Genomic DNA, 23,015 nt, shown 5'->3' on the forward strand with positions numbered 1-23,015 from the left:
CCTAGCTGTTTATCAGGGGCTCAGATCAGGGTCATGGCCTGCTTGGCGATGGCTAGTTCCTCATTGGTGGGAACAACTAGCACGGTAATGGTGGAATCCGGGGTAGAGATAACCCGAGCTTCCTTGGAACGAACATTGTTCTTTTCCTGATCTAGCTTTAGACCGGTGTACTCGAGGCGAGCACATAGTTCGCGGCGTAGATCAGAGTCGTTCTCACCAGCGCCAGCGGTGAAGGTGATGGTGTCTAGACCACCCATGACGGCGGTGTAGGCACCAACGTACTTGAGCAAGCGGTGGACGTAGACGTCCATGGCTAGGCGGCAGTCAGCGTCGCCAGCTTCAATGCGAGAGCGAACCACGCGCATATCGTTGTCGCCGGTTAGACCCTTGAGGCCGGACTGCTTGTTGAACAGGTCGTCGATCTCAGAGATTTCCATCTTGGCTTCACGTACTAGGTGGAAGACGGCAGCCGGGTCAATGTCACCGGTGCGGCCGCCCATGACTAGACCTTCAAGAGGGGTTAGACCCATGGAGGTGTCAACGGCGTGGCCGTTAACTACGGCAGAGGCGGAAGCGCCGTTACCTAGGTGTAGGACAATCTGCTTTAGGTCATCACGGTCAAGGAAGCGAGCAACCTCGCCGGAAACGAACTGGTGGGAGGTGCCGTGAGCGCCGTAACGACGAATCTGGTACTTCTCAGCTACTTCCTTGTTTAGGGCGTAGGTGGCAGCCTCGTCGGGTAGGCTCTGGAAGAAAGCGGTGTCAAAGACGGCTACGTGAGGCACGTCGGACATGAGCTCGCGGGCGACCTCGATACCCTTCAGGTGAGCCGGGTTGTGTAGCGGGCCTAGCGGGCACAGATCGCGGATCTTCTGCTCAACAGCCTCATCAATGATGGCGGGGCCAGAGAAGAACTTGCCACCCTGAACGACACGGTGACCAACGGCTACGATGCCAGCTTCGTGAAGGTTCGGGCCGACCTCGTCAAACAGGGCCAGGACCTTACGGAGGCCGTCGCCGTGATCCGGGACCGGGCCGTCGATTTCGCGGGTGACGTCACCGAACTTGTGCTCGATGTGACCGGTTTCTTCACCGATGCGTTCTACTAGACCAGAAGCTAGCGAGGTGCCGGCTGCCGGATCAACTAGCTGGTACTTGATGGAAGAGGAACCAGAGTTGATGACTAGGACAGTCTGTTGAGTCATTTTTAACCTTTTATTTTGGGATCTTTTATTGACGTGAGAACCCTCCGGGAAGGCGAACCTCCCCGGAGGGAAAAGCTGGGGTCAGGCCTGCTTGTAAGCCTGGGCCTGAACGGCGGTGATGGCGACAGTGTTAACAATGTCTTCCACCAGGGCGCCACGGGATAGGTCATTAACCGGCTTGGCTAGACCCTGTAGTACGGGGCCCACAGCAACGGCACCGGAGGTGCGCTGCACGGCCTTGTAAAGGGCGTTACCAACGGATAGTGACGGGAAGATGAAGACGTTAGCCTGGCCGGCAACGGGGGATTCAGGAGCCTTCGAAGCAGCGACCTTGGGGTCGTAGGCTGCGTCGAACTGAAGCGGGCCATCTAGGACCAGCTCCGGAGCCTTTTCCTTAGCGATGCGGGTAGCTTCGACCACGGCGTCAACGTCCGGACCGGAGCCAGAACCAAGAGTCGAGTAGGAAATCATGGCCACGCGCGGCTTCACACCGAAAGCTTCAGCGGTCTGAGCTGAAGAGATGGCGATATCAGCAAGCTGTTCCGGGGTCGGGTTCGGGTTCACAGCGCAGTCACCGTAAACGTGAACTTCCTTGGGCATGAGCATGAGGAAGACCGAGGAAACAATGGAGGTTCCCGGGGCGGTCTTAATGGTCTGGAAGGACGGCAGAATGGTGTGAGCGGTGGTGTGAGCAGCGCCGGAAACCATGCCGTCAGCATCGCCGAAGTAAACCATCATGGTGCCGAAGAAGGAGACATCCTGAACGGTCTCGCGGGCCTTTTCGATGGTCATGCCCTTCTTGGCGCGCAGCTTAGCTAGTTCTTCCGCGTACTTTTCGACGAGGTCGTGATCGTGGTTAGAGACAACGCGCGCGGCGGCAATATCTAGGCCTAGTTCCTGAGCGCGGTTACGGACCTGGTTTTCGTCACCAATGAGGACGATATCGGCCACGCCAAGCTTGAGTAGCTGGTCGGTGGCCTGCAGGATGCGATCGTCATCGGGTTCCGGAAGTACGATGGTGGTCTTCTGGGAACGAGCACGTTCAACTAGGTTCAGCTGGAACTGTAGGGGAGTGGTGATCTCAGTGGAGCGGGCAGCTAGCAGACGGCCTAGCTGATCGCCGAAGCCGGCGCGCAGCGCGTTGGCATTGGCGTTGACATCGTCACCGAGCTGGCCCACGGCACCGATGGGTAGCATCAGATCAGCGAGCTTTTCGTTTAGGTGAGCAACCTGAGCGGCCGGATCGGGTGCGTCGGTTAGTAGTACCCCAGCTAGGGTGGCGCCCTTGGATTCTAGAGTTTCTAGAGCGGCGCGGGTGGTCTTGCAGGGGCAGCCGTGAGTGCGGCTGAGGACTAGCAGGACGGGGGAGTCGCAGTTCGCGGCGACGGAGGCATTGAAGCCAAACTCATCCCAGCCAGCGACGTAGTTGTAGGCGGAACCAGCAGCGAGGACGAAATCTTCGTCCTGAGCGCGGAAGGTTTCGACGATCTTGGAAAGAGCAGCCTCGGAGTTCTCGCGAACTTCCTGGTAGCTGGCGGCGTAGGGGTTGGTACCCATTTCCGAAACTACCTTGTCGCGACCAAAGGTCCGTAGTACCTTGACGTTCTTGCCGGTTTCTTGAACTAGGACTTTTAGTCCTTCGATGACGGCGTCACGTGCGGGCACGTTGGCGACGGTTAAAACGGACAGGCTTTGAGGCATGATGTTCCTTCCTTGAACTTTTCGAGCTTTTACCCTAGTTTACGCCTCTAATGTTAGTCCTCACAGCCGCCAGACTAAACCCAAAGACCTATGTACCTTCACACACTATTACTTTGCTCAGTGAGAGAGCCTAATTAGTACTGCCTGCGGTAGGCTATTGACGTGACTAAAGATAAACAGACTCCATTACGTCCGGTTCTGGTCGTTGACTTCGGGGCGCAGTATGCTCAGCTGATTGCTCGTCGAGTCCGCGAAGCCAGTGTCTATTCGGAAATTGTCCCGCACACCATGCCGGTGGCTAAGATGCTAGAAAAGGATCCTGCTGCGATCATTCTTTCTGGCGGCCCGGCTTCTGTCTACGCCGAGGGTGCGCCCTCCATCGACCCGGCGATCTTCGAATCCGGCGTGCCGATTTTGGGTATTTGTTACGGTTTCCAGACCATGGCCGCCGCCCTGGGTGGCAAGGTTGGTCGGACCGGCACCCGCGAATACGGGCACACTGAGACCTCCGTGCAGGACCAGTCCTGCCTCTTCGCTGGCACCCCGCTTGATCAGTCCGTGTGGATGAGCCACGGAGATGCCGTCCAGGAAGCTCCGGCAGGTTTTACCGTTACCGCTTCAACTGAACAGACTCCGGTAGCTGCCTTCGAAGATCCCAAGCGTCGCCTCTTTGGTCTGCAGTGGCACCCGGAAGTGCGTCACTCTGCTTTCGGTCAGGACGCCCTAAAGAACTTCTTGTACCACGGTGCTGGGATTGAACCGACTTGGACCACCGGCAATATTATTGACGAACAGGTTGCGAAGATTCGTGAGCAGGTCGGCGATAAGCAGGTTATCTGCGCGCTTTCCGGTGGGGTTGACTCCTCCGTGGCCGCCGCTCTGGTTCACGAAGCCGTGGGCGATCAGCTCACCTGCTTCTTCATCGATCACGGTCTGCTGCGTGCCGGCGAACGTGAACAGGTGGAACGTGACTATGCCGAATCCATGGGGATTAAGGTCGTCACCATCGATGATTCTGAACGTTTCCTAGCAGCCCTTGAGGGCGTTTCCGATCCGGAACAGAAGCGTAAGATCATCGGTCACGAGTTCATTCGCTCATTCGAGGCCGCCCAGCGCCAGCTCATCGCTGAGGCCGGTGCTGACGGTAAGGAAATCGAGTTCCTAGTGCAGGGCACCCTCTACCCGGATGTGGTTGAATCCGGTGGCGGTGAAGGCGCGGCAAATATTAAGTCCCACCACAACGTTGGTGGTCTGCCGGAAGACCTACGTTTTGAACTGGTCGAACCCCTACGTGAACTCTTTAAGGACGAGGTCCGTGAGATCGGTCGTCGCTTGGGTCTAGCTGAGAAGCTAGTAGCCCGCCAGCCCTTCCCGGGTCCCGGCTTGGGCATCCGCATTGTGGGCGCGGTAGACCGTGAACGTCTAGATATCCTCCGTGCCGCCGACTTGATTGTTCGTGAAGAACTAACCAAGGCCGGTATGGATTCTGAAATCTGGCAGTGCCCGGTAGTGCTCTTGGCTGATGTGCGTTCTGTGGGCGTACAGGGCGATGGCCGTACCTATGGTCACCCGATTGTTTTGCGCCCGGTTTCTTCCGAGGACGCGATGACCGCTGACTGGACCCGCCTACCTTATGACCTGTTGGCGCGGATTTCTAACCGCATCACCAACTCGGTTGAGGAAGTTAACCGCGTGGTCCTAGACTGCACTTCCAAGCCGCCGGGGACCATCGAGTGGGAGTGATTTCCCAATAGTCTCTGAGAGCTGGGCGCTGATATAGGCGCTCAGCTCTCCGTCTTTTTGGTAGTCATAACTCTGCAGGGCATAACGCAGACTACGGCCACCTTTTCGGAGTAAAAGTTGGCGCATCCAAGGTTTGCGGACGGCGGCCGAGCCTAGGCAGAGGGCATTGGTGAGTTCCACAATTAGCGGCTGGTACACCCAGAACAGGTGCTGGAACGCGGATTGACCAGCTTCTGCCAGCGCATTGAGCTCGGCAGACTTACCTCGCGGGCTTGGTTGGTTCAGACGATTAGTGGCGACAAGTCCAGCTTCTACTAGCCGAATCAGTTCGATTGTCGCGGCTTCATCTTCTCCTCTTAAATGCCCCGGAGGTAGCTTTGGCAGCTTCTCCATGTGGATCCCCTCTCTCAATGTGATACCGTGCACTCTACTATGTGTTGAGAATCACGTCAAATTTCGCTTGATAGATGTTAAGACTTCCACATTGTTTGCTCAGAGGGCAGAAAAGTGAATCTGCTTGTGCAAAACGCCTAAAATGACATTTATGGGTAAAAAACGAAGCCGAAACTGGCCAGAAGCGCCAGAACCGCTAGCTGCACCGATCACCGACAACCATACGCATTTGCCTTTGCGCTCCTCGGAAATTCCGAAAACCGAAGGACCTTCGCTCTCTTTGGAGCAGCAACTGCAACGCGCCACCGAAGTCGGCATTACCCAGGTAATTACCTCCGCCTGTGAAGTAATGGATCTAGCTCCGGCCCTTGCACTTGCCGAACAGTATCCGCAAGTACGCGTGGCAGTCGCGATTCACCCCAACGAGGCCGCTTTGCACGCCGGCTTTAACGAGCCCTCTCCAGATGGCTTGGAGCCGGAATTCTCTGCCCATCATTCCATGTCCCTAGAATCGGCCATTGCTGCCGTGTGTGATGCTGCCGCTCATCCCGCCGTAGCGGCGATCGGGGAAACCGGTTTGGATTATTTCCGTACTGCAGGACCCGGTCGTGAAGCCCAAAAAGTCTCCTTCCGTGCTCATATTGAACTAGCGAAAGCCTTAAACCTGCCCATGCAGATTCATGATCGTGACGCGCATGAGGACACGATTGCGATCCTAAGAGAGTGTGGGGCACCAGAAAAAACTATCTTCCACTGCTACTCGGGTGATGAACAGATGGCTCGGGTTCTAGCTGAAGAAGGATGGTATGCCTCTTTTGCTGGGCCGGTAACTTACCCCGCTAATCATGACTTGCGAGCTGCCCTAGCGGTACTACCTAAAGAACTTATCTTGGTAGAGACTGATGCTCCCTATCTCAGCCCTAAGGCACATCGTGGACAGCCTAATGCCTCTTATCTAATGGCGGACACGGTTCGTTTCATGGCTCAGTTCCTAGGCTTGACGGAGCTCGATTTTATCCAGCAAATTCAACGAAATACTGAAGAAGTTTACGGACAGTGGTGAACCTTAAGGCTAGGTGAAATACCTTAATCTCTGCGCTAGGACTATCCAATTAGGTAACAAATCGGTTACGCTAAGCAGGTATTGTGTTTCCAAACAGAAGGTCCCTATGACTGTCAATGAAAACTCTGCGCCCAATTCTGAGCTGCAGAACACCGACGATCAAGGCCAAGGCAAAAAGAAACGCCTATGGATGATTGGCGCTGGCGTACTAGCCGTAGCCCTAGCCGGAGGCGGATCAGCCGCCTACCTAAATAGCCAGTACCGTTCTTACGAGATTAACGTAGACGGCAAGACCCTAACCGGTAGTCTCTACCAGGGTACCGTCGGCCAAGCACTTGAAAAGTCTAAAGTTAAGCTTGGCGACCACGATGAGGTGCAACCAGCCCTCGACACCAAACTTACCGATAACAGCCAGATCAAGGTCCTGCGTGCTGAACAGTATCAAGTACTACTGAATGGCAAAGAGACTCCAGTCTGGAGTACCGCTAAGGATCTGAACAGCATCCTACAGGCGGCTGTAAAGCAGAATCCGGGTGCCACTCCCACTCTGAAGGCTGACGCCAAGAATACTTACGCTGGCCACCCGCTAAGCGACAAAGAACAAGAAGCCAACTTCATGATCGGTGGCAAACCGGTCAAGGTGAAGCTGACCAAAGATGCGGACCTAAGCTCAGTTCTTAAGAGTGCGAACGCTGACCTACAGGACCAAGACTCTGCCATCCTGACCCTAAAGGACGGCCAGATTACCGCTGAGGTAACCCAGATCCGTACCAGTCAACGGACTGAAACCCAGAAGATTGACTTCGAAACCCAACGGGTAAACGACGATTCCCTAGCCGAGGGTGAAACCAAGGTAGTCACTAAGGGACAGCCTGGTGAACGAACCCTCACCATCGAAGAAACCAAGACCAATGGGGTGGTGACCAGCGCTAAAGAGGTAGCTAATGAAGTTACCAAAGAACCCGTAAAACAGGTTATTAACGTGGGCACCAAAGTCGTAGTGGCAGAACAGCCCAAACCCGCCCCTGAAGAAGCTGAGCAGAAGCAGCCTTCCTCGGACGGAAAAGCCCCGGCTGCGAAGCAACCGGAAGCTAAAAAGCCGGAAGCTAAGAAACCCGAAGCCCCAGCAAAGGGCAGCGTACCCAGCAGCGGCGTTTGGCACGCCCTCGCCATGTGCGAATCGGGCGGTAACCCGCGCCTAGTGCACGGACCCTACCACGGCCTATACCAGTTCACCGTTTCCACTTGGCGTTCCGTCGGTGGTAGCGGCCTACCCTCCCAAGCTTCTCCCGCAGAGCAGCTAAAACGCGCTAAGATCATCCAGGCTCGCTCTGGCTGGGGTCAGTGGCCCGCCTGCTCTAGGAAGATCGGGGTTCGCTGAACATGAGTGAAGAGCTAGAAAACCACGAAGCGGAAGTAGCTCAAGCAGCCAGTGCCGAAACTACGGCACCCGAAGCTGACGCAATCCCGCATCGAACCCACCGCGAAAAGGGGATTAGCGCTCGCCTGCGAGCCCTACCCGCCCGCGGAGTCTGGACCACTGCCGTAGTGGCCAGCCTCGCAGTCGCCGGACTGAGCTCCTTCCAGATTGCCTCCTCCCACCACCGGGTCACCCTGAATGTCGATGGCACCACCAAAGAGGTCTCCTTCTTTGGTAATACCGTCGCCGACGCCCTCAAAGCCGGTGGAGTCGAGGTCAGCCCCAAGGACCATGTCACCCCCGCGCTGGACTCAGAAGTCTTCGATAACTCGAAGATCACCTTCCTCAAGGCCCGCCCATACCAGGTACAGCTGGATGGCAAACACGTGGAACTCTGGTCTACCGGAAAATCCAGCTCAGATGTACTTGCGGATCTTTCTGCCCGAAAGGGAAACGTTGCCATTGCTGCTTCCCGCTCGGAAGTGCGTAACGCTCTGAACATCCTCACCACCAAGGACACCAAAGGTCTCCTAATCGAGGACGGAAAAGCTAAAGAAATCCAGGTCAAAGCCGGTCAAACGATCGACCAGGTTCTAGCCGCAGCCAACGTGAAGGTCAGCCCCATTGACCAGGTAAAGTACCGCCACCAAGACGGAAAACTACAGATCCACGTTGACCACGTACAGCGCGGGACGGTAGTCACCGAAAGTGAAGTCCCGTTCAAGACCGTAAAAAAGGATGACGCGAACCTACTAAAGGGCGAAACCAAGGTCGAAAACGAAGGCAAAGTCGGAAAGCACCGCAAGGTTGTGTATCGGGAAATCGTGGGCGGTAAAGAAGTCCTCTCCACGGTCACCTTTGACGCCAACGTGGAAAACCCAGTCGACCGCGTTGAACTAAACGGCACCAAGGAACCGCCCAAGCCGGAAGAGGAAATCCTCGCAGCCGGCGGTGACACCCAGGGCGCTTCCGGAATGAAACTTGATGAGCCCGCAGCCGGTGGCGGAAGCGGAACCACCCCCGCTGGCGCACAGGCAATCGCCCGTCAGATGGTAGCCGCCCGCGGGTGGGGCGACGGCGAATTCCGCTGCCTAGTTACCCTTTGGAACCGCGAATCCAACTGGAACTACCGCAGTCTAAACCGCTCCTCAGGAGCCTACGGTATTCCCCAGTCCCTACCCGGTTCCAAGATGGCCTCTGCCGGTGCTGACTGGCGTACCAACCCGGCCACCCAGATTCGTTGGGGACTTGGCTATATTTCCGGCCGCTACGGTACTCCCTGTGCGGCACTCAGCCACTCCTACGCTAAGCACTGGTACTAAGCCGAAAAGTAAATCCAAGATTTACTTAGCTAAGATCAAGTAAGCGAAGTCAAAACCGCTGAAACAGCGACCTAATGGGCCCGCGGCATACCTCACCTGAGGCAGCCGACGGGCCCATTGGCAGGTAATCTATAAACGTGAATGAACAAGTAGCTCCCGAAACCGTCACCCTACTGGGGAAAGCCCAAGTACGGGACCTGTGCGAATCCCTCGATATCCGGCCCACCAAAACCCTAGGCCAAAACTTCGTGCACGATACCGGAACGGTAGCCAAGATTGTTCGCCTCGCCCCGGACGTTGCCGGACACCACGTCCTTGAAGTCGGACCCGGCTTAGGATCCCTGACCCTAGCACTACTGCAAGCCGGCGCTAGCGTGACCGCGGTAGAGATCGATCCCAAACTGGCTCAAATCCTGCCGACCACCATTCAGCATCATGCCGGACCTTACGCCGGGCACCTGCGGATCCTAAACCAAGACGCGCTGACCATTAAAGACCAAAAAGACTTCGAGGCCGCCCAGGCGGTACCGGTAACGGCCAGCACCAAAGCGACCTCGGAACCAAATTTTGGTCCCATCACCCACCTGGTGGCAAACCTACCCTATAACGTGGCTGTCCCGGTCCTGTTCACCCTGCTGCCTCAGCTACCGGACCTGCAGAGTATCCTCGTCATGGTGCAAGCCGAGGTCGCTGACCGCCTAGCCGCCAAACCGGGCAGTAAAGCCTACGGGGTTCCTTCCGTCAAGGCTCAGTGGTACGGAAAGGCCTCGCGCGTGGGCACCGTCGGACGCAATGTCTTCTGGCCCAGCCCCAATGTTGACTCGGCCCTGGTACTACTAGAGGTGCAGCCTCGTCCAGAGGGACTTGAGGAACTAAAAAATGAAGTCTTCGCAGCAATCGATGCTGCCTTTAGTCAGCGCCGCAAAACCCTACGCAGTGCGCTGGCAACCTGGGCCGGCAGCCCGCAAGCGGCTGAAACCTATCTACGGGCAGCCAATATTGACCCGACCCTGCGCGGCGAAAAGCTCGAAATCGCCGAATTCATCCGCCTGGTTGAGGCCCGCCAAGCACTCGATTGTGGGCCGGCAAAAACCCTAACTGACTCCCCAAAACCAGAGGCCGTATGAGTCCAACTTTCACTGCCTCCGCGCCTGCCAAGGTCAACCTGCTTTTGCGCTGTGGCCAGCCTGACGAAAAAGGCTACCATCAGCTATTCACCGTTTTTCACTCGCTAAATCTACGGGAAACCGTCAGTTTGACGCCCCGTGAAGACGGGAAAATCACGGTCACTAACCAGCCGGCAGACCTCAGTCAAAGCGCAATCACCTGCCCACCCGAACTCGATGAGCTGCCCGCAGAAAAACACCTAGCCGTCAGGGCCGTGAAACTCATCCAAGACACCTATGGGATTAAAACCGGTGCTGACCTAGTGGTCACTAAAGCCGTTCCCGTCGCCGGAGGCATGGCGGGAGGTTCGGCTGATGCCGCTGCTGCACTCTGGGCCGCTAAACATGCCTTCGGGCTGAGCGTTCCAAAAGTTGAACTGCTGCCTTTGGCCCGCCAACTGGGGGCCGATGTCCCCGCTTGCCTCCTGGGAGAGATCCTCTTAGGAACGGGGTATGGAGACCACTTGAAACTACTTGGTCCCGTCCCGCAACGCTACTGGGTAATGGCCACCAACCAGACTGGTCTATCCACTCCGTTAGTTTTCCAACAGGCTGATAGGCACCCAGAGCAGTTAGCTGCCGAACTACCGACCGAAATTAGCGAAGCAGAACTAAAACTGCTGCAGGGTACCGACTCATCTGATACTTGGACAGATTTTCTGGAACTACTAGAAAATGATCTAACACTGCCTGCCTTAGAATTGCGCCCGGACTTAGCTGCCCCCTTAGCGGGCGTCAACGCCCTCAAAGACGTTGATCAGCAGCCCCTCACAAGGGCCATACTCTCTGGATCCGGTCCCACGCTGGCAGCTCCAGCTCTGGATCTACCCAGTGCCCAAAAGATTGCCCAAACCTTCCAGACTTATCCGGGGATTGAACGCTGCTATATCCTGCAGGGTCCCGTCCCAGGCGCCCAACTTCACTAGGCACCTCGTAACAGAAAGACACCTATGGCCCACCTGATTGGTTTACAAGACGTCCGCGCCCTAGCCGGACCAAGAATCCTCCTTGACGAAGTCAACCTAGGATTCGACGATGGTGCCCGAGTTGGCGTGCTAGGACCCAATGGAGCCGGTAAATCAACCCTTTTGCGTCTAATCGCAGGCACGCAAGCGCCCGATGCCGGCCTCGTAACCCGAGCTGAGGGAACCAGAATCGCCATGTTGCAACAGGCCGACCAGATGGACCCGCAAGCGACCGTCCTAGAAACCGTACACCCCGGCAAGGAAGCTTTCGAATGGGCCTCCAAGCGTGCCAATCGGGAAGTACACGAAGGGCTGCTAGCAGATCTTGACCTAAACCAGCGTTTGGGGGAACTCTCCGGTGGGCAAAAGCGACGCGTGGCCCTAGCCGCTCAACTCTGCATTGAAGCGGAAGTACTACTACTGGACGAACCCACCAACCACCTAGACGTGGAGGGCGTAAACTGGCTGGCTCAACACCTCAAAAATCGCTACCAGGGGGCCAGTAAGGGAACAGGTGCCCTGATCGTAGTAACCCACGACCGCTGGTTCCTTGACGAAATCTGTACCCGTGTCCTTGAGGTCGTGCCGGGTGTTGATCCGGGTGGCGGCCGCCCCCAGATACCGGGCCGAATCGAACAGTACGAAGGCTCGTACGCGGCCTATATTTTGGCCCGTGCGGAGCGCGCCCGACAGGCCCAAGTGAACGCAGCGAAACGCGAAAACCTACTGCGCAAAGAACTAGCTTGGCTCCGACGCGGGGCACCCGCGCGGACCTCCAAACCACGCTTCCGCATCGAGGCTGCCGAAACCCTAATCAACGACGTGCCACCACCTCGTGATCAAGTAGAGCTGATGCGTATGGCCAGCGCTCGTCTTGGTAAAGACGTGCTGGACCTGGAGAACGTCACCCTGAGCTACCAGGCTCCTGACGGTACTGAAAACACCATCCTGAAGGATGTCACCTGGCGACTAGCCCCCGCAGAACGCGTCGGGATCGTAGGCGTGAACGGGGCGGGAAAAACCACGCTCCTGCGTTTACTGGAGGGCGTTCTGGAACCGACCGCGGGTCGGATTAAACGCGGTAAGACGGTATCCGTGGCCGTGCTATCGCAGTCGACTCATGAGCTAGATGACCTGCTAGAGCTCCGGGTCGTCGAGGCAGTAAACCAGGTGGCGGCCTCGGTTCAGGTGGGCAAAAAGGAACTAACCGCTTCCCAGCTGGTCGAACGTCTTGGGTTTACCAAGGAACGCGCTTGGACCCCCATTGCTGAACTCTCTGGTGGTGAGCGTCGCCGACTGCAGTTGATGCGTCTATTGATGAGCGAACCGAACGTGTTGCTATTGGACGAACCCACTAACGACCTTGACACCGACACTCTAGCTGCCATGGAAGACTTACTAGATGGTTTCGCGGGCACGCTCGTGGTGGTCTCACACGATCGTTACCTATTGGAGCGCGTCACTGACCATCAGGTGGCTCTACTAGGTGACGGGCAGGTGCGTTTCTTGCCCGGCGGGGTAGAGCAGTACCTTGAAATGCGGGAGGAAGCTAAACAGGCCGATAGTGCTAGTGGTGCGGCATCCTCGGCGACAAAAACCGCAGAGGCGGAGGCTACTGATTCACCTCAAGGTGGCCAGGATGCTTCTTCCGCTGGTCCTACCCTTACCTCCCAGCAGCGTCGCGAACTGGTGAAAGAGGTTGCGCGAGTTGAAAAACGACTGAACCAGACTCAGAAGCAGGCGGCCGCTCTAGAGGAAAAGCTGGCGGACATCGCCAATGGGCGAGCTGGTGATCTGGCCCAGACTGCGCGCGAACATGCGCAGCTGTTAGCGCAGGTTGAAGAGCTGGAGATGGACTGGCTTGAGCTAACTACTCAGCTGGATGAAGCCTAAACCTCGAGGGGCTGTTCCCACTTGGCCCGAGGTCGCTGCCTCCTTAGCGCCGGGCTTGAAAGTACTCCTGTAGTTGGGTTTGACAGGCCTGTGCTTGGATGCCGCCTTTGACCGCTGGATTATGGTTGAGACGATCATCGCGTAGCAGGTCCCTGAGACTGCCAGCTGCGCCGGCTTTGGGATCCCAAGCACCAAAATAGACGGCCCCTAGTCGAGCTTGAATGATTGCTCCAGCACACATGGCGCAGGGCTCTAAGGTTACTAACAGGCTGCAGTCTTCTAGGTGCCAGCGGTGCAGCTGCTCCGCGGCTTGACGGATGGCGTTAACCTCGGCGTGGCCAGTGGGATCGAGCTGGGCTTCTTTGGTGTTGTAACCTTCTGCCACGATGTTCCCCTGCGCGTCTACAACTAGTGCACCTACCGGAATATCACCGTTTTGGGCGGCCTGATTGGCCAAGCCCAGGGCACGATCCATTAGTTTTAGGAGCGTGTCTCCGGGAAGGGGAGCGGGGGACGCAGTGGGCATTATTAGGATCCCTTGTAATTTTGAGGGTAGTGCTCTGGAGTCTACTAAGGTTTGCTCTGGCGGACTTTTAGCCTGATCTGAGCAGTTAGACTTTGAAGCGGGGGACTAGAGCTTCAGTTTAGCTTTAGCTAGGCGTCGTTCTAGCGACTTGATTCGCTGACGCTTGAGGAATCCAATCAGGCCACCCCAGTAGGGTTCTGGTTCGCTAACCGGTTCAGGCTTATTGGGATCCTCTTCCGGATCGGCATCAACATCACCAGTGATGGTCTGGTGGGGCCAGTTGAGAGTTTCCGGGCGAGTCAGCGTCACGTAGTTCGGGCGCTCATCTAGGTGTAGTTCTTCAAGTGAGGCCGGGGCCGCCGGGGCGGGTGGGTTCGCGGTGAAGGCTGCGACCATTTGGGTGACACGAGCTAAGAGGTTTACCCAGAGCATTAGCGTGGCCAGGGCCGCGAAAGAGGCCAGTAGCGGCTTGTCCGCCACGGAGCCAACGGCGCTGGTGCCTAGGTAGCGAAGTACCCCAGAGAGCACGCCGAAGATGGCGCCACCAATCCAAAGATCCTTTAGCGGAGGGTGTACCCCAGAGACGAAGGTGATTAGTAGGACGAACACGGTGGCATCGGTTAAAGCTGCGGCACTGAGCGAGCCCAGACGCAGGAGGAAACTGCCCCAGGGGCCGTCGAGCTGTAGGTACTGTAGGACTAGGGAACCGACTTTAGAAACCAAGATTCCTAGAACCGTGGTAACTAGTACACCCAGCGCCAAAATCAGGAAGCCTAAGATATCGCGTAGTTTTTCAATGAGGAAGTTAACCGGGTAGCGGGCGATTCCGAACATGGCGCGAATGGAGATTCTTAGGTTTGCCATGACGCGAGTGGCTGCGAAGATCAGGGTGATGATGGCGATTACTGACGCGATCGAGAAGGAGGAGTCCATCACTAGGCTTGCCGGGTCAATCAAGCCCTCTTTTTCGGGGGTGGTCAGCAGGCCCGGCATGGACTGATTAACGCTTTTAATCACGCGGTTAAGCAGTTCCTCGTTCGTGCCAAGGAAAGCCATGAGGATCGTCCAAGCAATGGTCAACGCAGCACCGATTGAGAATAGGGCGCTGTAGGCAATACCACCGGACATCATGGCGCCACGTTGCATGCCGTAACGGGACATGGTGCGCCCTAGGCGGGAGCCGCTCCAGTAACGTCCGGCCAGTTTGGCCTTGTTGAGTAGACCCGGTTCCGTAAAGACCTCTTTTAGCGTGGGCGGTTTTGCTAGGTAGCGTTGTTTGGTGGTCAGGTCTTCGAATTCGGTCCCAACCACGGTAGTACCGTCGGCTAGTTCTAGTGTTGCTACCTTTTGTTTTTCAGCCGAGGAGGCTTCGGCAGCAGTATTTTTCTGGTCTTCGTGGGTGTCTAGTTTAGTCGGGTCTTTGGTCACACTCATGAGCATAAAAATATCGTATTTACTTGTTCTTTGCCCGCGCTAAGCAGGAAAAAGCTAGTGGTCGGTAGGATTAACTCCCTACCGACCACTAATGCAGCTAGTTTTTATTAATTGCGAACGATGACCGTTTGTCGGGGTTCGATGGTGTCCACGGTTTCGCCCGAAACTAGGTCCATCACCGGTTCGGGTAGAGTCTGAGTTAGTTCTCCATGGTTTAGGTAGAAGACGTAACCGCCACGTTCGGCAATTTCTAGGCCGGCGGGTAGCCAATCGGGCTGTAGGAGCCCAGCTTCTTGTCCGACCAGCTCTAATAGTAGGGCACGACCTAGATTGTCTAGGTCAGTAGCGCTGTACCAAACCTGGCCTTTTCCGCAGGGGTTTACGGTGAGGGCGGGCGAACCAGCCAGCTGGCCGACGGCCCCATTGGGAGCAAACTCTGCCAAGACCTTAACGGACTCATTTTCTAGCTGTACTCTTTCTGCCCAGACACCGCCCTTAATCTGGCTTTCTTCAGCCAGATCAAAATCAGGCAGGATCTCAGAGAGGGGACCGTGGGCACGAATCAGGATTGGTTCGTTGTAGCCCGGAGTGTAAATCACCGAGGTAATGCGATCGGTACGCGGATCGTTATCTGCTAGGTCCTCGCAGGGAGCGGTGGTCTTGGGAAGCACATCGGTGACCTTAACTCCGGTGAACCGGCTGAAGGGACCGTGGTATCCGCCTAGGTGAACCCGCAGGTCTTGGTCATAAACTCCGAAGGGGGCCGTGATGATGACCTGAGCGCCGGCTTCAGTGGCAGAAGTCAGCGACGCTTCCAGGCCCTGACTGGTAGCCATCTGGGCGACGACAATGACTACCTGGTAGCGGCTGAGGTCGTCTCCGGGGCGCACGAAGTCAACGCGCTGACCGGCCTCATAACAGGTCTTGTACCAGTTACGTAGCTGTTTTTGCACATCGATATCGGCCGGACCAATACTGCTGGCAGCGGCCCACAGGGCCTCCCAATCAAGGACGATAGCTACCTTTGCCTCAACGGGTAGGGTCGTTAGATCTAGCTGCTCCTGGTTTTCTGAACCAAGGGCGCTCAGGTCTTTCAGCAGCCTGCCGTGTTCACAGACCTCATCCCAAATATAGGAAGCTTTTCCGCTGTGGGGAACCATCGCAGAGTGCATGGCTTCGGCACCGCCGGGGGACTGACGCCACTGGAAGTACAGGATTCCGCGGGCTCCGCTGGCCAGTCTGGAGGTGGACCAGAGTAGGTGGGTTCCCGGTCGCTTAACGGCATTGCCTTCCGGTCGCCACTGCACGCCCGCAGTGGTTTGTTCCATGAGCAGGTACGGTTTTCCGCCGCCTAGAGAGCGCATTAGGTCCCCGTCCATGGCAACCCGAAGGGCACTGTTGCGATCCGTTGGATCCGGGTAGGTATCGTCCGAAATTAGGTCCAAATGCTGGGCCATCTTCCAGTAATCGATGGGCGGGAATAGTCCCATGAAGTTGGTGGTGATAGGAATTTCCGGGGTGACTTCACGGAGGGCCTGAACCTCGTTTTCGAGGCATTCGATCAACATATCTGAGCTGAAACGTCGCCAATCTAGACGATGTGCTGGGTTATGGAAGGTTGGTAGGGAGTCGGGTGCCCCCACCTGTGAGAAGTCCTGGTAGTGCTGGGACCAGAAGTTGGTGTTCCAAGTGTGATTGAGGGCTTCAATATTCTGGTATCGCTTCGCCAGCCAGGTTTGGAAGGCCTGGATCGTAACGGGGTCGAAGGATTCGAAGATATGGCAGCCGTATTCGTTAGAGACGTGCCAGAGTTTTAGAGCCGGATGGTCCTTCACGCGCTCCGCGAGGGCGCGCACTAGACCAGCACACTTTTCCCTAAAGATCAGGCTGGCCGGGACATACTGCTGTCTGGAACCAAAGCCCAGTACTTGTCCCTGTGCGTTCATAGGTAGGGTTTCGGGGTAGTTGCGAGCTAACCAGACGGGCGGCGAAGCCGTTCCGGTGGCAAGGTCGACCATGATTCCGGTCTCATGGAGTCGATCCATGTAGCCAACGAGCCAATCGAAGTCGTAGCGGCCTTCTTCGGGTTCTAGCTTGGCCCAAGAGAAGATTCCTAAGCTGACCATATTGACGCCAGCTTCTTGCATTAGCTTTAGGTCTTCTTCGAAGGTTTGTTCATCCCACTGTTCAGGATTGTAGTCAGCGCCATAAAGCAGTTCTGGGATTTGAAGTTCGGCCATTAGTACTAGTCCTTACGCTACGTCGCGGATATTCTTGGCATTATTTGAGGTGTCTATATTTTAGGGCTTTCCCGGGGTACTCGCGCGCTCGAAGTAGGCGCCGGAATGGCCAAAACTGACTGGTCCATTTTGGCCATCCCGGCCGGTTGCTAGGAGCGATTAAAAACCAGATCGAAAAAGTCCGGGAACCACGGGTCAAAGCTGGGGTCGCTGCCTACCTGTTGTGGGGTGAACAGGGCGGCCACTCGTCCGGTGCGCGGGTCTGCTTGGGCTTTTACGCCGGTTGAGCCGGACCAGCCGAATACTCCCGCCGGGTAACCGTATCGTCCGGTAGAGATACCCACCCCGTATCCATAGGTTTCGGCGGGGCGGGGATAGCGACTGGCAGCGCCCTCGGGTAGTTGGCCGGATTGGAATAGCCGTGCCGAGGACGCAGAAAGCAACCTTGGTTCTGGCTTAAGTAGGTCTGCCAAGATGGCGGTGTAGTCCCTAGCGGTGGTCATTAAGCCGGTTCGCAGGGGCCAGAAGGTGGGGCGGCGTAGATAGTCACCTGAACGAGGGTCGACTAGTTCCAGTTTTCCTTCGCCACGACGGTAGTAGCTGGTGGTTAACTCGGGGTCATTAATGAGGTATGACAGGTAGCTTAGACCCAGGGGCTGACGGATTTTAGTTTCAATGAGATCCGGCAGGGTTTTTCCGGTAGCTCTGGCCAGTACTGTGGCTAGGACATCGAATGAGTAGTTGTAGGTCCAGTATTCGCCGGGCTGGGCTGCTAGAGGCAGTTGGGAGAAGCGGGTAATGACTTCAGCTTCGCTCAGGTTACGCTGGTATTGGCCCGTGAACTGAGCTTCGGTATAGGCGGCTTCTAAGTCGGTGCGAGGTAGGTAGCCTAAGCCCGCGGTCATGGTGATTAGATGGGCGACCGTGATGGGTTTACGCTGTGTCTCTAGGTCTCCCTTGACTTCCAGGTTGCCATCGGAGCCAAGCTTGACTTTGACCTTGGCTTTCGGGTCGGTAAGTACCGGAGTGAGTGCGAATTCAGGGATGAAGTCCGAAATCGGGGTACCCAACTCTAGGTAGCCATCTTCCTGGGCTTGTAGTGTCAGAATGGCGGCGATGGGTTTGGTTAGAGACGCGATGCGGTAGATTGAATCTGGATCAGCGGTTTTTCCTGACTCTAAATCAATTTGTCCATCAGAAATCTCTAGGCAGTGCTCGCCGTCGCGAATGGCGGCAGTGTAACCGGGGATTTGGCGCTTATGTAGGTAGGGCTGGAGCCGCTCGATCACCTGGGATTTACTTAATGGACGCATATCGTCATTTTATCGGTTTTATATCTAGGTGGCTGGACTTCTATCCTTAGGAAGTTGAGTTTTTCGCTGTCTGCTTGCATTAGCGAATTAGTGTTCTTTGGCATTAAGATGGAATCTATAGAGAGGGACAGGTCACATGCTGGTTTTCTGTGTCGAAGATTAGCTGACCCGGTACCGACCGAAGCATCTCAACTGCATAACCTAAGGAGTTACTATGGCATCGGTGCGCAAGACCGCTACGAAACTTGCAGATGGTCGCGATTTTTTCTATTTCGATGATTCTGAACCCTATGTTTCTGGACAGGCTACTAGACGTTTAGATGATCCTCGTCCGCTAGCGGATCGTTTTGCTCCGGTTCCCGGACCTGATGGGACGGAAACTCCTTTCACCGGCCCCATCATGCGCTATGACGTCCTTACGGGTGACTGGATTCCCATGGCCGCTCACCGCATGAACCGTACTTTCATGCCGCCGGCTGATGCGAACCCCTTTGCTCCTGCTCGCGAGGGCGCTGAGTACCAAGACGGCGAAATTCCGGATACCGATTACGATGTCGTCGTTTTCGAAAACCGGTTCGCCTCTCTAATGCAGGTTCCGGGAGTGCCCGACAAGGTTCGTTACCTAGACAATAACCACCTGTTCCCAGAGCGTCCGGCTGCTGGTCGCTGTGAGGTAATTTGCTTTGGGCCGCGCCTAGACGAAAACCTTGTTTCCATGGGCCCCAAGCGCATGCGGACCGTTATTGAAGCCTGGGTTGACCGGACTCGTGAACTGTCTCAGATGCCTGGTATTGAGCAGGTTTTCGTATTCGAAAACCATGGTGAAGCCATTGGCGTTTCCCTGCACCACCCGCATGGCCAGATTTACGCCTACCCCTACATCACTCCTTACACTGAAAAGATGATGCGTCAGGCTAAGGCCTACCGTCAGTCTCACGGTAAGAATCTACTTTCTGCCGTGCTGGAAGCTGAACTTGAGTCGGGTGAGCGTATCGTTGCCCAGAGCGAACACTGGGTGCTGTACGTGCCCTCGGCCGCCCGCTGGCCTGTTGAAATGCACCTTGCGCCAAAGCGTCAGGTGCCGGATCTGCCCTCTCTGACGGAAGAAGAAAAGGCTGATCTATCTGAGTTCTACCTTAAGATGCTACGAGCTGGAAACAAGTTCCACGTGGCAGCTGATGGTTCTCCGGTTGACCTGCCCTATGTGGCTGGTTGGCACCAGGCCCCGCGTGAAGCCCAGCTGGATCTACGTCTGCACTTGCAGTTGATTTCCATCCAGCGCAGCCCCGATAAACTAAAGTACTTGGCTGGTTCTGAATCAGGCATGTTCGCCTGGATTTCCGACACCACCCCGGAGCGCATCGCCGCGCGTCTGCGGGAAGTCTGGGAAGACTGAACTAGTTACCACCGATAGAAAGAGGAAAAATGGCCCAATTACAGTGGTTGGCACCTGAGTCGCTTGAATCTGGCGCCCAGGCTGCCGTGGACCTATTCAAAGAACGTTATGGCTATGAGCCGGTGGGAGTCTGGTCGGCTCCCGGTCGCGTTAACTTGATCGGTGAGCATACCGACTATAACGGTGGCATGTGCTTGCCGATCGCGCTTCCGCATCGCGCTTTCGTGGCCGTCGCCCCCCGTGAAGATCGACTGATGCACTTTACGGACCGCTTTGTGCCGGAAGGTTTCGTGGAAGTTGATCTAGACAAGATGGGCCCACGGGGAACCGAAGGTGAATTAACCGATTGGACCGCTTACCTGGCAGGTGTAGCCTGGGCAATGGAACAGGTTGGAATCGGTCCAATCTCTGGATTTGACTTGGCGCTCTTCTCTTGTGTTCCTCGCGGTGGTGGCTTGTCCTCCTCGGCGGCATTGGAATGCGCTACCGCCGTGGCGCTTGATGAGATTTTCAACCTGGGTCTAGCCGGCACGGTCGAAAATCCCAATGATGAGGGGCGCGCCCGTCTGGTTGAGGTCTGCCGTGCGGCGGAGAACCAGATTGCTGGTGCCCCCACCGGTGGCTTGGATCAGTCTGCTTCGCTACGTTGCGCAGAGGGTGCTGCCCTAGAATTGGATTGCCGCGATAACTCAACCGCCCTAGTTCCTTTCGAACTAGAGAAGGCCGGCCTAGCGTTGCTGGTTATTGACACTCGGGCACCGCACTCCCTAAATGACGGACAGTACAAGGCTCGTCGTGATGCCTGCGAAGCTGCCGCAGAAGTGTTGGGAGTTAATCAGCTAGTAGATGTTGATTTCCATGAACTTGACGATGCCCTTGAGAAGCTTTCTGACCCGGTTCAGGTGCAGCGGGTTCGCCATGTGGTCACCGAGATCGAACGCACCCACGAGGCAATTGCCGCGCTTCGCTCCGGTCCGCTGGAAGGTGAAGTTCTCGATCATATCGCGTACCTCTTTGATGCTTCTCATGACTCCTTGCGTGACGACTATGAGGTAACTTGCCCAGAACTCGATCTGGCTGTTAATGTTGCTCGTCGCGAAGGCTCGCACGGTGCCCGCATGACCGGTGGCGGTTTTGGCGGCTCGGCGATCGCCCTTGTTGATAAAGAACGAGTAGAAGAAGTAGCTGAAGCCATTGCTCAGGCATATCAGGAAGCTGGATTCAACGAACCGGCATTCCTCCGGGCCTTGCCTTCGGCGCCAGCTGGACGGGTGAAGTAATGAAGCGACCTCAATCGAGGGAACTGCCTGGCTTTAGTGAGCTAGTTGAGATTTTAGCCAAGATGAAATCCGAACTGGAAGTAAAAGCCTTCCTTGAGGATCTGTGTACGCCAGCCGAATTGGAAGCCATGTCTGATCGCTGGCGCGTAGTTCAGCCTTTGCAAGAAGGGCTTAGCTATCGGGTCATCGCCGCTGAGACTGGTGTTTCAGTAACCACAGTCGGGCGAGTGGCGCGCCACTTGTCCACCGGTGCTGGTGGTTATCAGGCGGCCTTAAAACTCATTGAACAGGGTTGATTTAATCCTTCACGGTCCCACCTCCTATTGAAAGGAGGTGGGACTTTTTTGTGAGCTAGCACAATTCAGCTTGCGTATTAATGTGTTAACACATTAATATGTTTCCTGTCGCTCAGGAACGAGCAAAATCAACTTAAAACTGAAGGAAAGAATCATGTCCGTCATCCGCAACACACGCAAAGCTTCCAAGCCTAACCTCAAGCGCGGCCTCGTCGTAGCTGCCACCCTAAGCATTGCCACGCTTGGCCTGAGTGCCTGCTCCAGTGCGGAAAGTGGAAACTCCGCCGCAGGCGCTAACTCAAGCTCAGCGGAAGCCGCAGGCTCCGCCCTGGATAAAGACACCCTAGTAATTGGTTTCGACAATACCTTCGTCCCCATGGGTTTCGATGACAACGGAGAGACCAAAGGCTTCGACGTGGACTTGGCCAAGGCCTTCGCAGAAAGCCTCGGGAAAAAAGTTCAGTTCCAAAACATTGACTGGAACCTAAAAGAAGCTGAACTAAACTCCGGAAAGATTGACGCCATCTGGAATGGCTACTCATCTTCACCCGAACGCGCAGAGAAAGTCGGGCTCAGCAATCCCTACATGAACAACCAACAGGTCATCATGGTCATGGCTGGATCGCCCGTCAAAACCAAGGCTGACCTGAACGGCAAGAACGTCGCCACCCAAGCTGGCTCCACCGGTGAAGAAGCCCTGTTAGCCGATAAAGACTTCACCGCCGGGATCCAAAACGGCCAGCCTACCGCCTACCCGACCTACGACCAGGCCCTCCGTGACCTACAGGTAGGTCGCGTAGATGCCATCGTCGGTGACGCCGTCCTTCTCAAGTACTACGCCAAGCAGCAGGGCGCAGATAAGTTCCGCGTCTTAGACGAAAACTTCGGCGATGAAGAATACGTAGTCGGCGTACGTAAGAACGATACCCGCCTAAAGGAAGAACTAAATAAGTTCCTCGAGAAAGCCAAGTCCGACGGCACCCTCGAGACCATCACCAAGAAGTGGTTTAACTGATGATGCTTAGTAACCCCATGTTCTATCAGGGTCTCCTGATAGTCTTTGAAGTCTTCACTATCACCCTGGTTGCTTCATTGCCCTTGGGGTTACTAATTGCACTCGCAAGGCTCTCTAGACTTGCGCCCCTGCGCTGGCTAGCACAGGTCTACATTACGGTCCTACGCGGAACCCCGCTGCTGCTGCAGATGACCTTCATCTACTTCGGCCTCCCGGCAGTGGGACTAGTCTTCGATCGCATGCCCGCGGTCTATATCGCGTTTGTCCTCAACTACGCGGCTTACTTCGCAGAGATCTACCGAGGGGGCCTAGAAAGCATCCCGAAAGGCCAGTTCGAGGCGGCTCGGACCCTAGGTTTCTCTACCGCCACCACCTACCGTCGGATTATCCTGCCTCAGGTTGTAAAGCGGGTCTTACCGCCGATTTCTAATGAAGTCATCACCTTGGTTAAGGATACTTCGCTGGTTTACGCACTGGGCGTGAATGACATTCTGCGCGTCACCCAGATCGAGATGAATAAGACTGCCTCACTTATGCCGCTGCTCTATTCTGCCGGCGCCTACCTGATCCTAGTGATTGCCCTAACCTATATACTGCAGCGCCTCGAAAAGCGCCTAGCTTACTACGCGTGAGGAGGAAGAACT

19 protein-coding genes are annotated in these 23,015 nt (G+C 56.0%); 12 read left to right on the forward strand and 7 right to left on the reverse strand.

Features of this window, described 5'->3' with window-relative positions:
* Nucleotides 1-20: 20 nt before the first annotated feature.
* Nucleotides 21-1,205, reverse strand: coding sequence for an acetate/propionate family kinase (locus BSR28_RS07255; RefSeq protein WP_073709771.1), 1,185 nt, complete (start codon nt 1,203-1,205; stop codon nt 21-23).
* Between the two features lie 81 nt (nt 1,206-1,286).
* Nucleotides 1,287-2,906 carry a phosphate acetyltransferase gene (pta, locus tag BSR28_RS07260; RefSeq protein ID WP_073713804.1) on the reverse strand — a complete coding sequence of 540 codons (1,620 nt, stop codon included), beginning with the start codon at nt 2,904-2,906 and terminating at the stop codon, nt 1,287-1,289.
* 162 nt (nt 2,907-3,068) lie between these two features.
* On the opposite strand from pta, the gene guaA reads away from it, so the two are divergent.
* Nucleotides 3,069-4,649, forward strand: coding sequence for a glutamine-hydrolyzing GMP synthase (gene guaA / locus BSR28_RS07265; RefSeq protein ID WP_073713805.1), 1,581 nt, complete (start codon nt 3,069-3,071; stop codon nt 4,647-4,649).
* On the opposite strand, the gene BSR28_RS07270 is transcribed toward guaA, so the two are convergent.
* On the reverse strand, nt 4,605-5,042 hold the full coding sequence (locus BSR28_RS07270) for a hypothetical protein (RefSeq protein ID WP_073713806.1): 438 nt from the start codon (nt 5,040-5,042) through the stop codon (nt 4,605-4,607). The genes guaA and BSR28_RS07270 overlap by 45 nt on opposite strands.
* A gap of 151 nt (nt 5,043-5,193) precedes the next feature.
* Between BSR28_RS07270 and BSR28_RS07275 the strand changes: the two genes are divergently transcribed.
* The 6 genes from BSR28_RS07275 (at nt 5,194) to BSR28_RS07300 (ending at nt 12,871) form a co-directional block, all read left to right on the forward strand.
* Nucleotides 5,194-6,105 (forward strand): TatD family hydrolase, encoded by a 912-nt coding sequence (locus BSR28_RS07275; protein WP_073713807.1) that lies wholly within the window; start codon nt 5,194-5,196, stop codon nt 6,103-6,105.
* 106 nt (nt 6,106-6,211) lie between these two features.
* Nucleotides 6,212-7,486, forward strand: a complete 1,275-nt coding sequence (locus BSR28_RS07280; RefSeq protein ID WP_073713808.1) for a resuscitation-promoting factor — start codon at nt 6,212-6,214, stop codon at nt 7,484-7,486.
* A 2-nt stretch (nt 7,487-7,488) separates the two neighbouring features.
* Nucleotides 7,489-8,847: an aggregation-promoting factor C-terminal-like domain-containing protein gene (locus tag BSR28_RS07285; protein WP_073713809.1), complete on the forward strand. Its 1,359-nt coding sequence runs from the start codon at nt 7,489-7,491 to the stop codon at nt 8,845-8,847.
* Nucleotides 8,848-8,984: 137 nt separating this feature from the next.
* Nucleotides 8,985-9,974 carry a 16S rRNA (adenine(1518)-N(6)/adenine(1519)-N(6))-dimethyltransferase RsmA gene (gene rsmA / locus BSR28_RS07290; RefSeq protein ID WP_073713810.1) on the forward strand — a complete coding sequence of 330 codons (990 nt, stop codon included), beginning with the start codon at nt 8,985-8,987 and terminating at the stop codon, nt 9,972-9,974.
* Complete coding sequence (locus tag BSR28_RS07295) at nt 9,971-10,939, forward strand: GHMP family kinase ATP-binding protein (protein WP_073713811.1); 969 nt, start codon at nt 9,971-9,973, stop codon at nt 10,937-10,939. The genes rsmA and BSR28_RS07295 overlap by 4 nt, the downstream gene beginning before the upstream one ends.
* A 24-nt stretch (nt 10,940-10,963) precedes the next feature.
* Nucleotides 10,964-12,871 (forward strand): ABC-F family ATP-binding cassette domain-containing protein, encoded by a 1,908-nt coding sequence (locus BSR28_RS07300; RefSeq protein WP_073713812.1) that lies wholly within the window; start codon nt 10,964-10,966, stop codon nt 12,869-12,871.
* Between the two features lie 43 nt (nt 12,872-12,914).
* On the opposite strand, the gene tadA is transcribed toward BSR28_RS07300, so the two are convergent.
* From tadA to BSR28_RS07320, 4 genes are all read right to left on the reverse strand, one after another.
* The gene (tadA, locus tag BSR28_RS07305) at nt 12,915-13,397 is read right to left on the reverse strand and encodes a tRNA adenosine(34) deaminase TadA (RefSeq protein ID WP_143237639.1); all 483 of its coding nucleotides are present in this window, start codon (nt 13,395-13,397) and stop codon (nt 12,915-12,917) included.
* Nucleotides 13,398-13,502: 105 nt separating this feature from the next.
* Complete coding sequence (locus BSR28_RS07310; RefSeq protein ID WP_158020334.1) at nt 13,503-14,831, reverse strand: YihY/virulence factor BrkB family protein; 1,329 nt, start codon at nt 14,829-14,831, stop codon at nt 13,503-13,505.
* A 107-nt stretch (nt 14,832-14,938) separates the two neighbouring features.
* Nucleotides 14,939-17,071 (reverse strand): beta-galactosidase, encoded by a 2,133-nt coding sequence (locus BSR28_RS07315; RefSeq protein ID WP_073713813.1) that lies wholly within the window; start codon nt 17,069-17,071, stop codon nt 14,939-14,941.
* Between the two features lie 149 nt (nt 17,072-17,220).
* On the reverse strand, nt 17,221-18,384 hold the full coding sequence (locus BSR28_RS07320; RefSeq protein ID WP_083563201.1) for a serine hydrolase domain-containing protein: 1,164 nt from the start codon (nt 18,382-18,384) through the stop codon (nt 17,221-17,223).
* A 214-nt stretch (nt 18,385-18,598) separates the two neighbouring features.
* Between BSR28_RS07320 and galT the strand changes: the two genes are divergently transcribed.
* The 5 genes from galT to BSR28_RS07345 all read left to right on the forward strand — a co-directional run bounded on the left by galT (nt 18,599) and on the right by BSR28_RS07345 (nt 23,003).
* Nucleotides 18,599-19,780 (forward strand): galactose-1-phosphate uridylyltransferase, encoded by a 1,182-nt coding sequence (galT, locus tag BSR28_RS07325; RefSeq protein WP_073709782.1) that lies wholly within the window; start codon nt 18,599-18,601, stop codon nt 19,778-19,780.
* Between the two features lie 29 nt (nt 19,781-19,809).
* Nucleotides 19,810-21,060, forward strand: a complete 1,251-nt coding sequence (gene galK, locus BSR28_RS07330) for a galactokinase (protein ID WP_073713815.1) — start codon at nt 19,810-19,812, stop codon at nt 21,058-21,060.
* Entirely contained in the window at nt 21,060-21,356 is a 297-nt protein-coding gene (locus BSR28_RS07335) for a YerC/YecD family TrpR-related protein (protein ID WP_073713816.1), read from the forward strand. The genes galK and BSR28_RS07335 overlap by 1 nt, the downstream gene beginning before the upstream one ends.
* 154 nt (nt 21,357-21,510) lie before the next feature.
* Entirely contained in the window at nt 21,511-22,371 is an 861-nt protein-coding gene (locus BSR28_RS07340) for an amino acid ABC transporter substrate-binding protein (protein WP_073713817.1), read from the forward strand.
* On the forward strand, nt 22,371-23,003 hold the full coding sequence (locus tag BSR28_RS07345; RefSeq protein ID WP_073713818.1) for an amino acid ABC transporter permease: 633 nt from the start codon (nt 22,371-22,373) through the stop codon (nt 23,001-23,003). Before BSR28_RS07340 ends, BSR28_RS07345 begins: the two co-directional genes overlap by 1 nt.
* The last annotated feature ends 12 nt before the right edge of the window (nt 23,004-23,015 follow it).

The sequence above is a fragment of the Boudabousia liubingyangii genome (assembly GCF_001907245.1).
GTDB lineage: Bacteria > Actinomycetota > Actinomycetes > Actinomycetales > Actinomycetaceae > Boudabousia > Boudabousia liubingyangii.

What these genes read in the sequence shown, in the direction of transcription:
- BSR28_RS07255 (WP_073709771.1), bottom strand. Translation starts at nt 1,205, where the DNA reads ATGACTCAACAGACTGTCCTAGTCATCAACTCTGGTTCCTCTTCCATC.
- pta (WP_073713804.1), bottom strand. Translation starts at nt 2,906, where the DNA reads ATGCCTCAAAGCCTGTCCGTTTTAACCGTCGCCAACGTGCCCGCACGT.
- BSR28_RS07270 (WP_073713806.1), bottom strand. Translation starts at nt 5,042, where the DNA reads ATGGAGAAGCTGCCAAAGCTACCTCCGGGGCATTTAAGAGGAGAAGAT.
- BSR28_RS07275 (WP_073713807.1), top strand. Translation starts at nt 5,194, where the DNA reads ATGGGTAAAAAACGAAGCCGAAACTGGCCAGAAGCGCCAGAACCGCTA.
- BSR28_RS07280 (WP_073713808.1), top strand. Translation starts at nt 6,212, where the DNA reads ATGACTGTCAATGAAAACTCTGCGCCCAATTCTGAGCTGCAGAACACC.
- BSR28_RS07285 (WP_073713809.1), top strand. Translation starts at nt 7,489, where the DNA reads ATGAGTGAAGAGCTAGAAAACCACGAAGCGGAAGTAGCTCAAGCAGCC.
- BSR28_RS07295 (WP_073713811.1), top strand. Translation starts at nt 9,971, where the DNA reads ATGAGTCCAACTTTCACTGCCTCCGCGCCTGCCAAGGTCAACCTGCTT.
- BSR28_RS07300 (WP_073713812.1), top strand. Translation starts at nt 10,964, where the DNA reads ATGGCCCACCTGATTGGTTTACAAGACGTCCGCGCCCTAGCCGGACCA.
- tadA (WP_143237639.1), bottom strand. Translation starts at nt 13,397, where the DNA reads ATGCCCACTGCGTCCCCCGCTCCCCTTCCCGGAGACACGCTCCTAAAA.
- BSR28_RS07310 (WP_158020334.1), bottom strand. Translation starts at nt 14,831, where the DNA reads ATGAGTGTGACCAAAGACCCGACTAAACTAGACACCCACGAAGACCAG.
- BSR28_RS07315 (WP_073713813.1), bottom strand. Translation starts at nt 17,071, where the DNA reads ATGGCCGAACTTCAAATCCCAGAACTGCTTTATGGCGCTGACTACAAT.
- BSR28_RS07320 (WP_083563201.1), bottom strand. Translation starts at nt 18,384, where the DNA reads ATGCGTCCATTAAGTAAATCCCAGGTGATCGAGCGGCTCCAGCCCTAC.
- galT (WP_073709782.1), top strand. Translation starts at nt 18,599, where the DNA reads ATGGCATCGGTGCGCAAGACCGCTACGAAACTTGCAGATGGTCGCGAT.
- galK (WP_073713815.1), top strand. Translation starts at nt 19,810, where the DNA reads ATGGCCCAATTACAGTGGTTGGCACCTGAGTCGCTTGAATCTGGCGCC.
- BSR28_RS07335 (WP_073713816.1), top strand. Translation starts at nt 21,060, where the DNA reads ATGAAGCGACCTCAATCGAGGGAACTGCCTGGCTTTAGTGAGCTAGTT.
- BSR28_RS07340 (WP_073713817.1), top strand. Translation starts at nt 21,511, where the DNA reads ATGTCCGTCATCCGCAACACACGCAAAGCTTCCAAGCCTAACCTCAAG.
- BSR28_RS07345 (WP_073713818.1), top strand. Translation starts at nt 22,371, where the DNA reads ATGATGCTTAGTAACCCCATGTTCTATCAGGGTCTCCTGATAGTCTTT.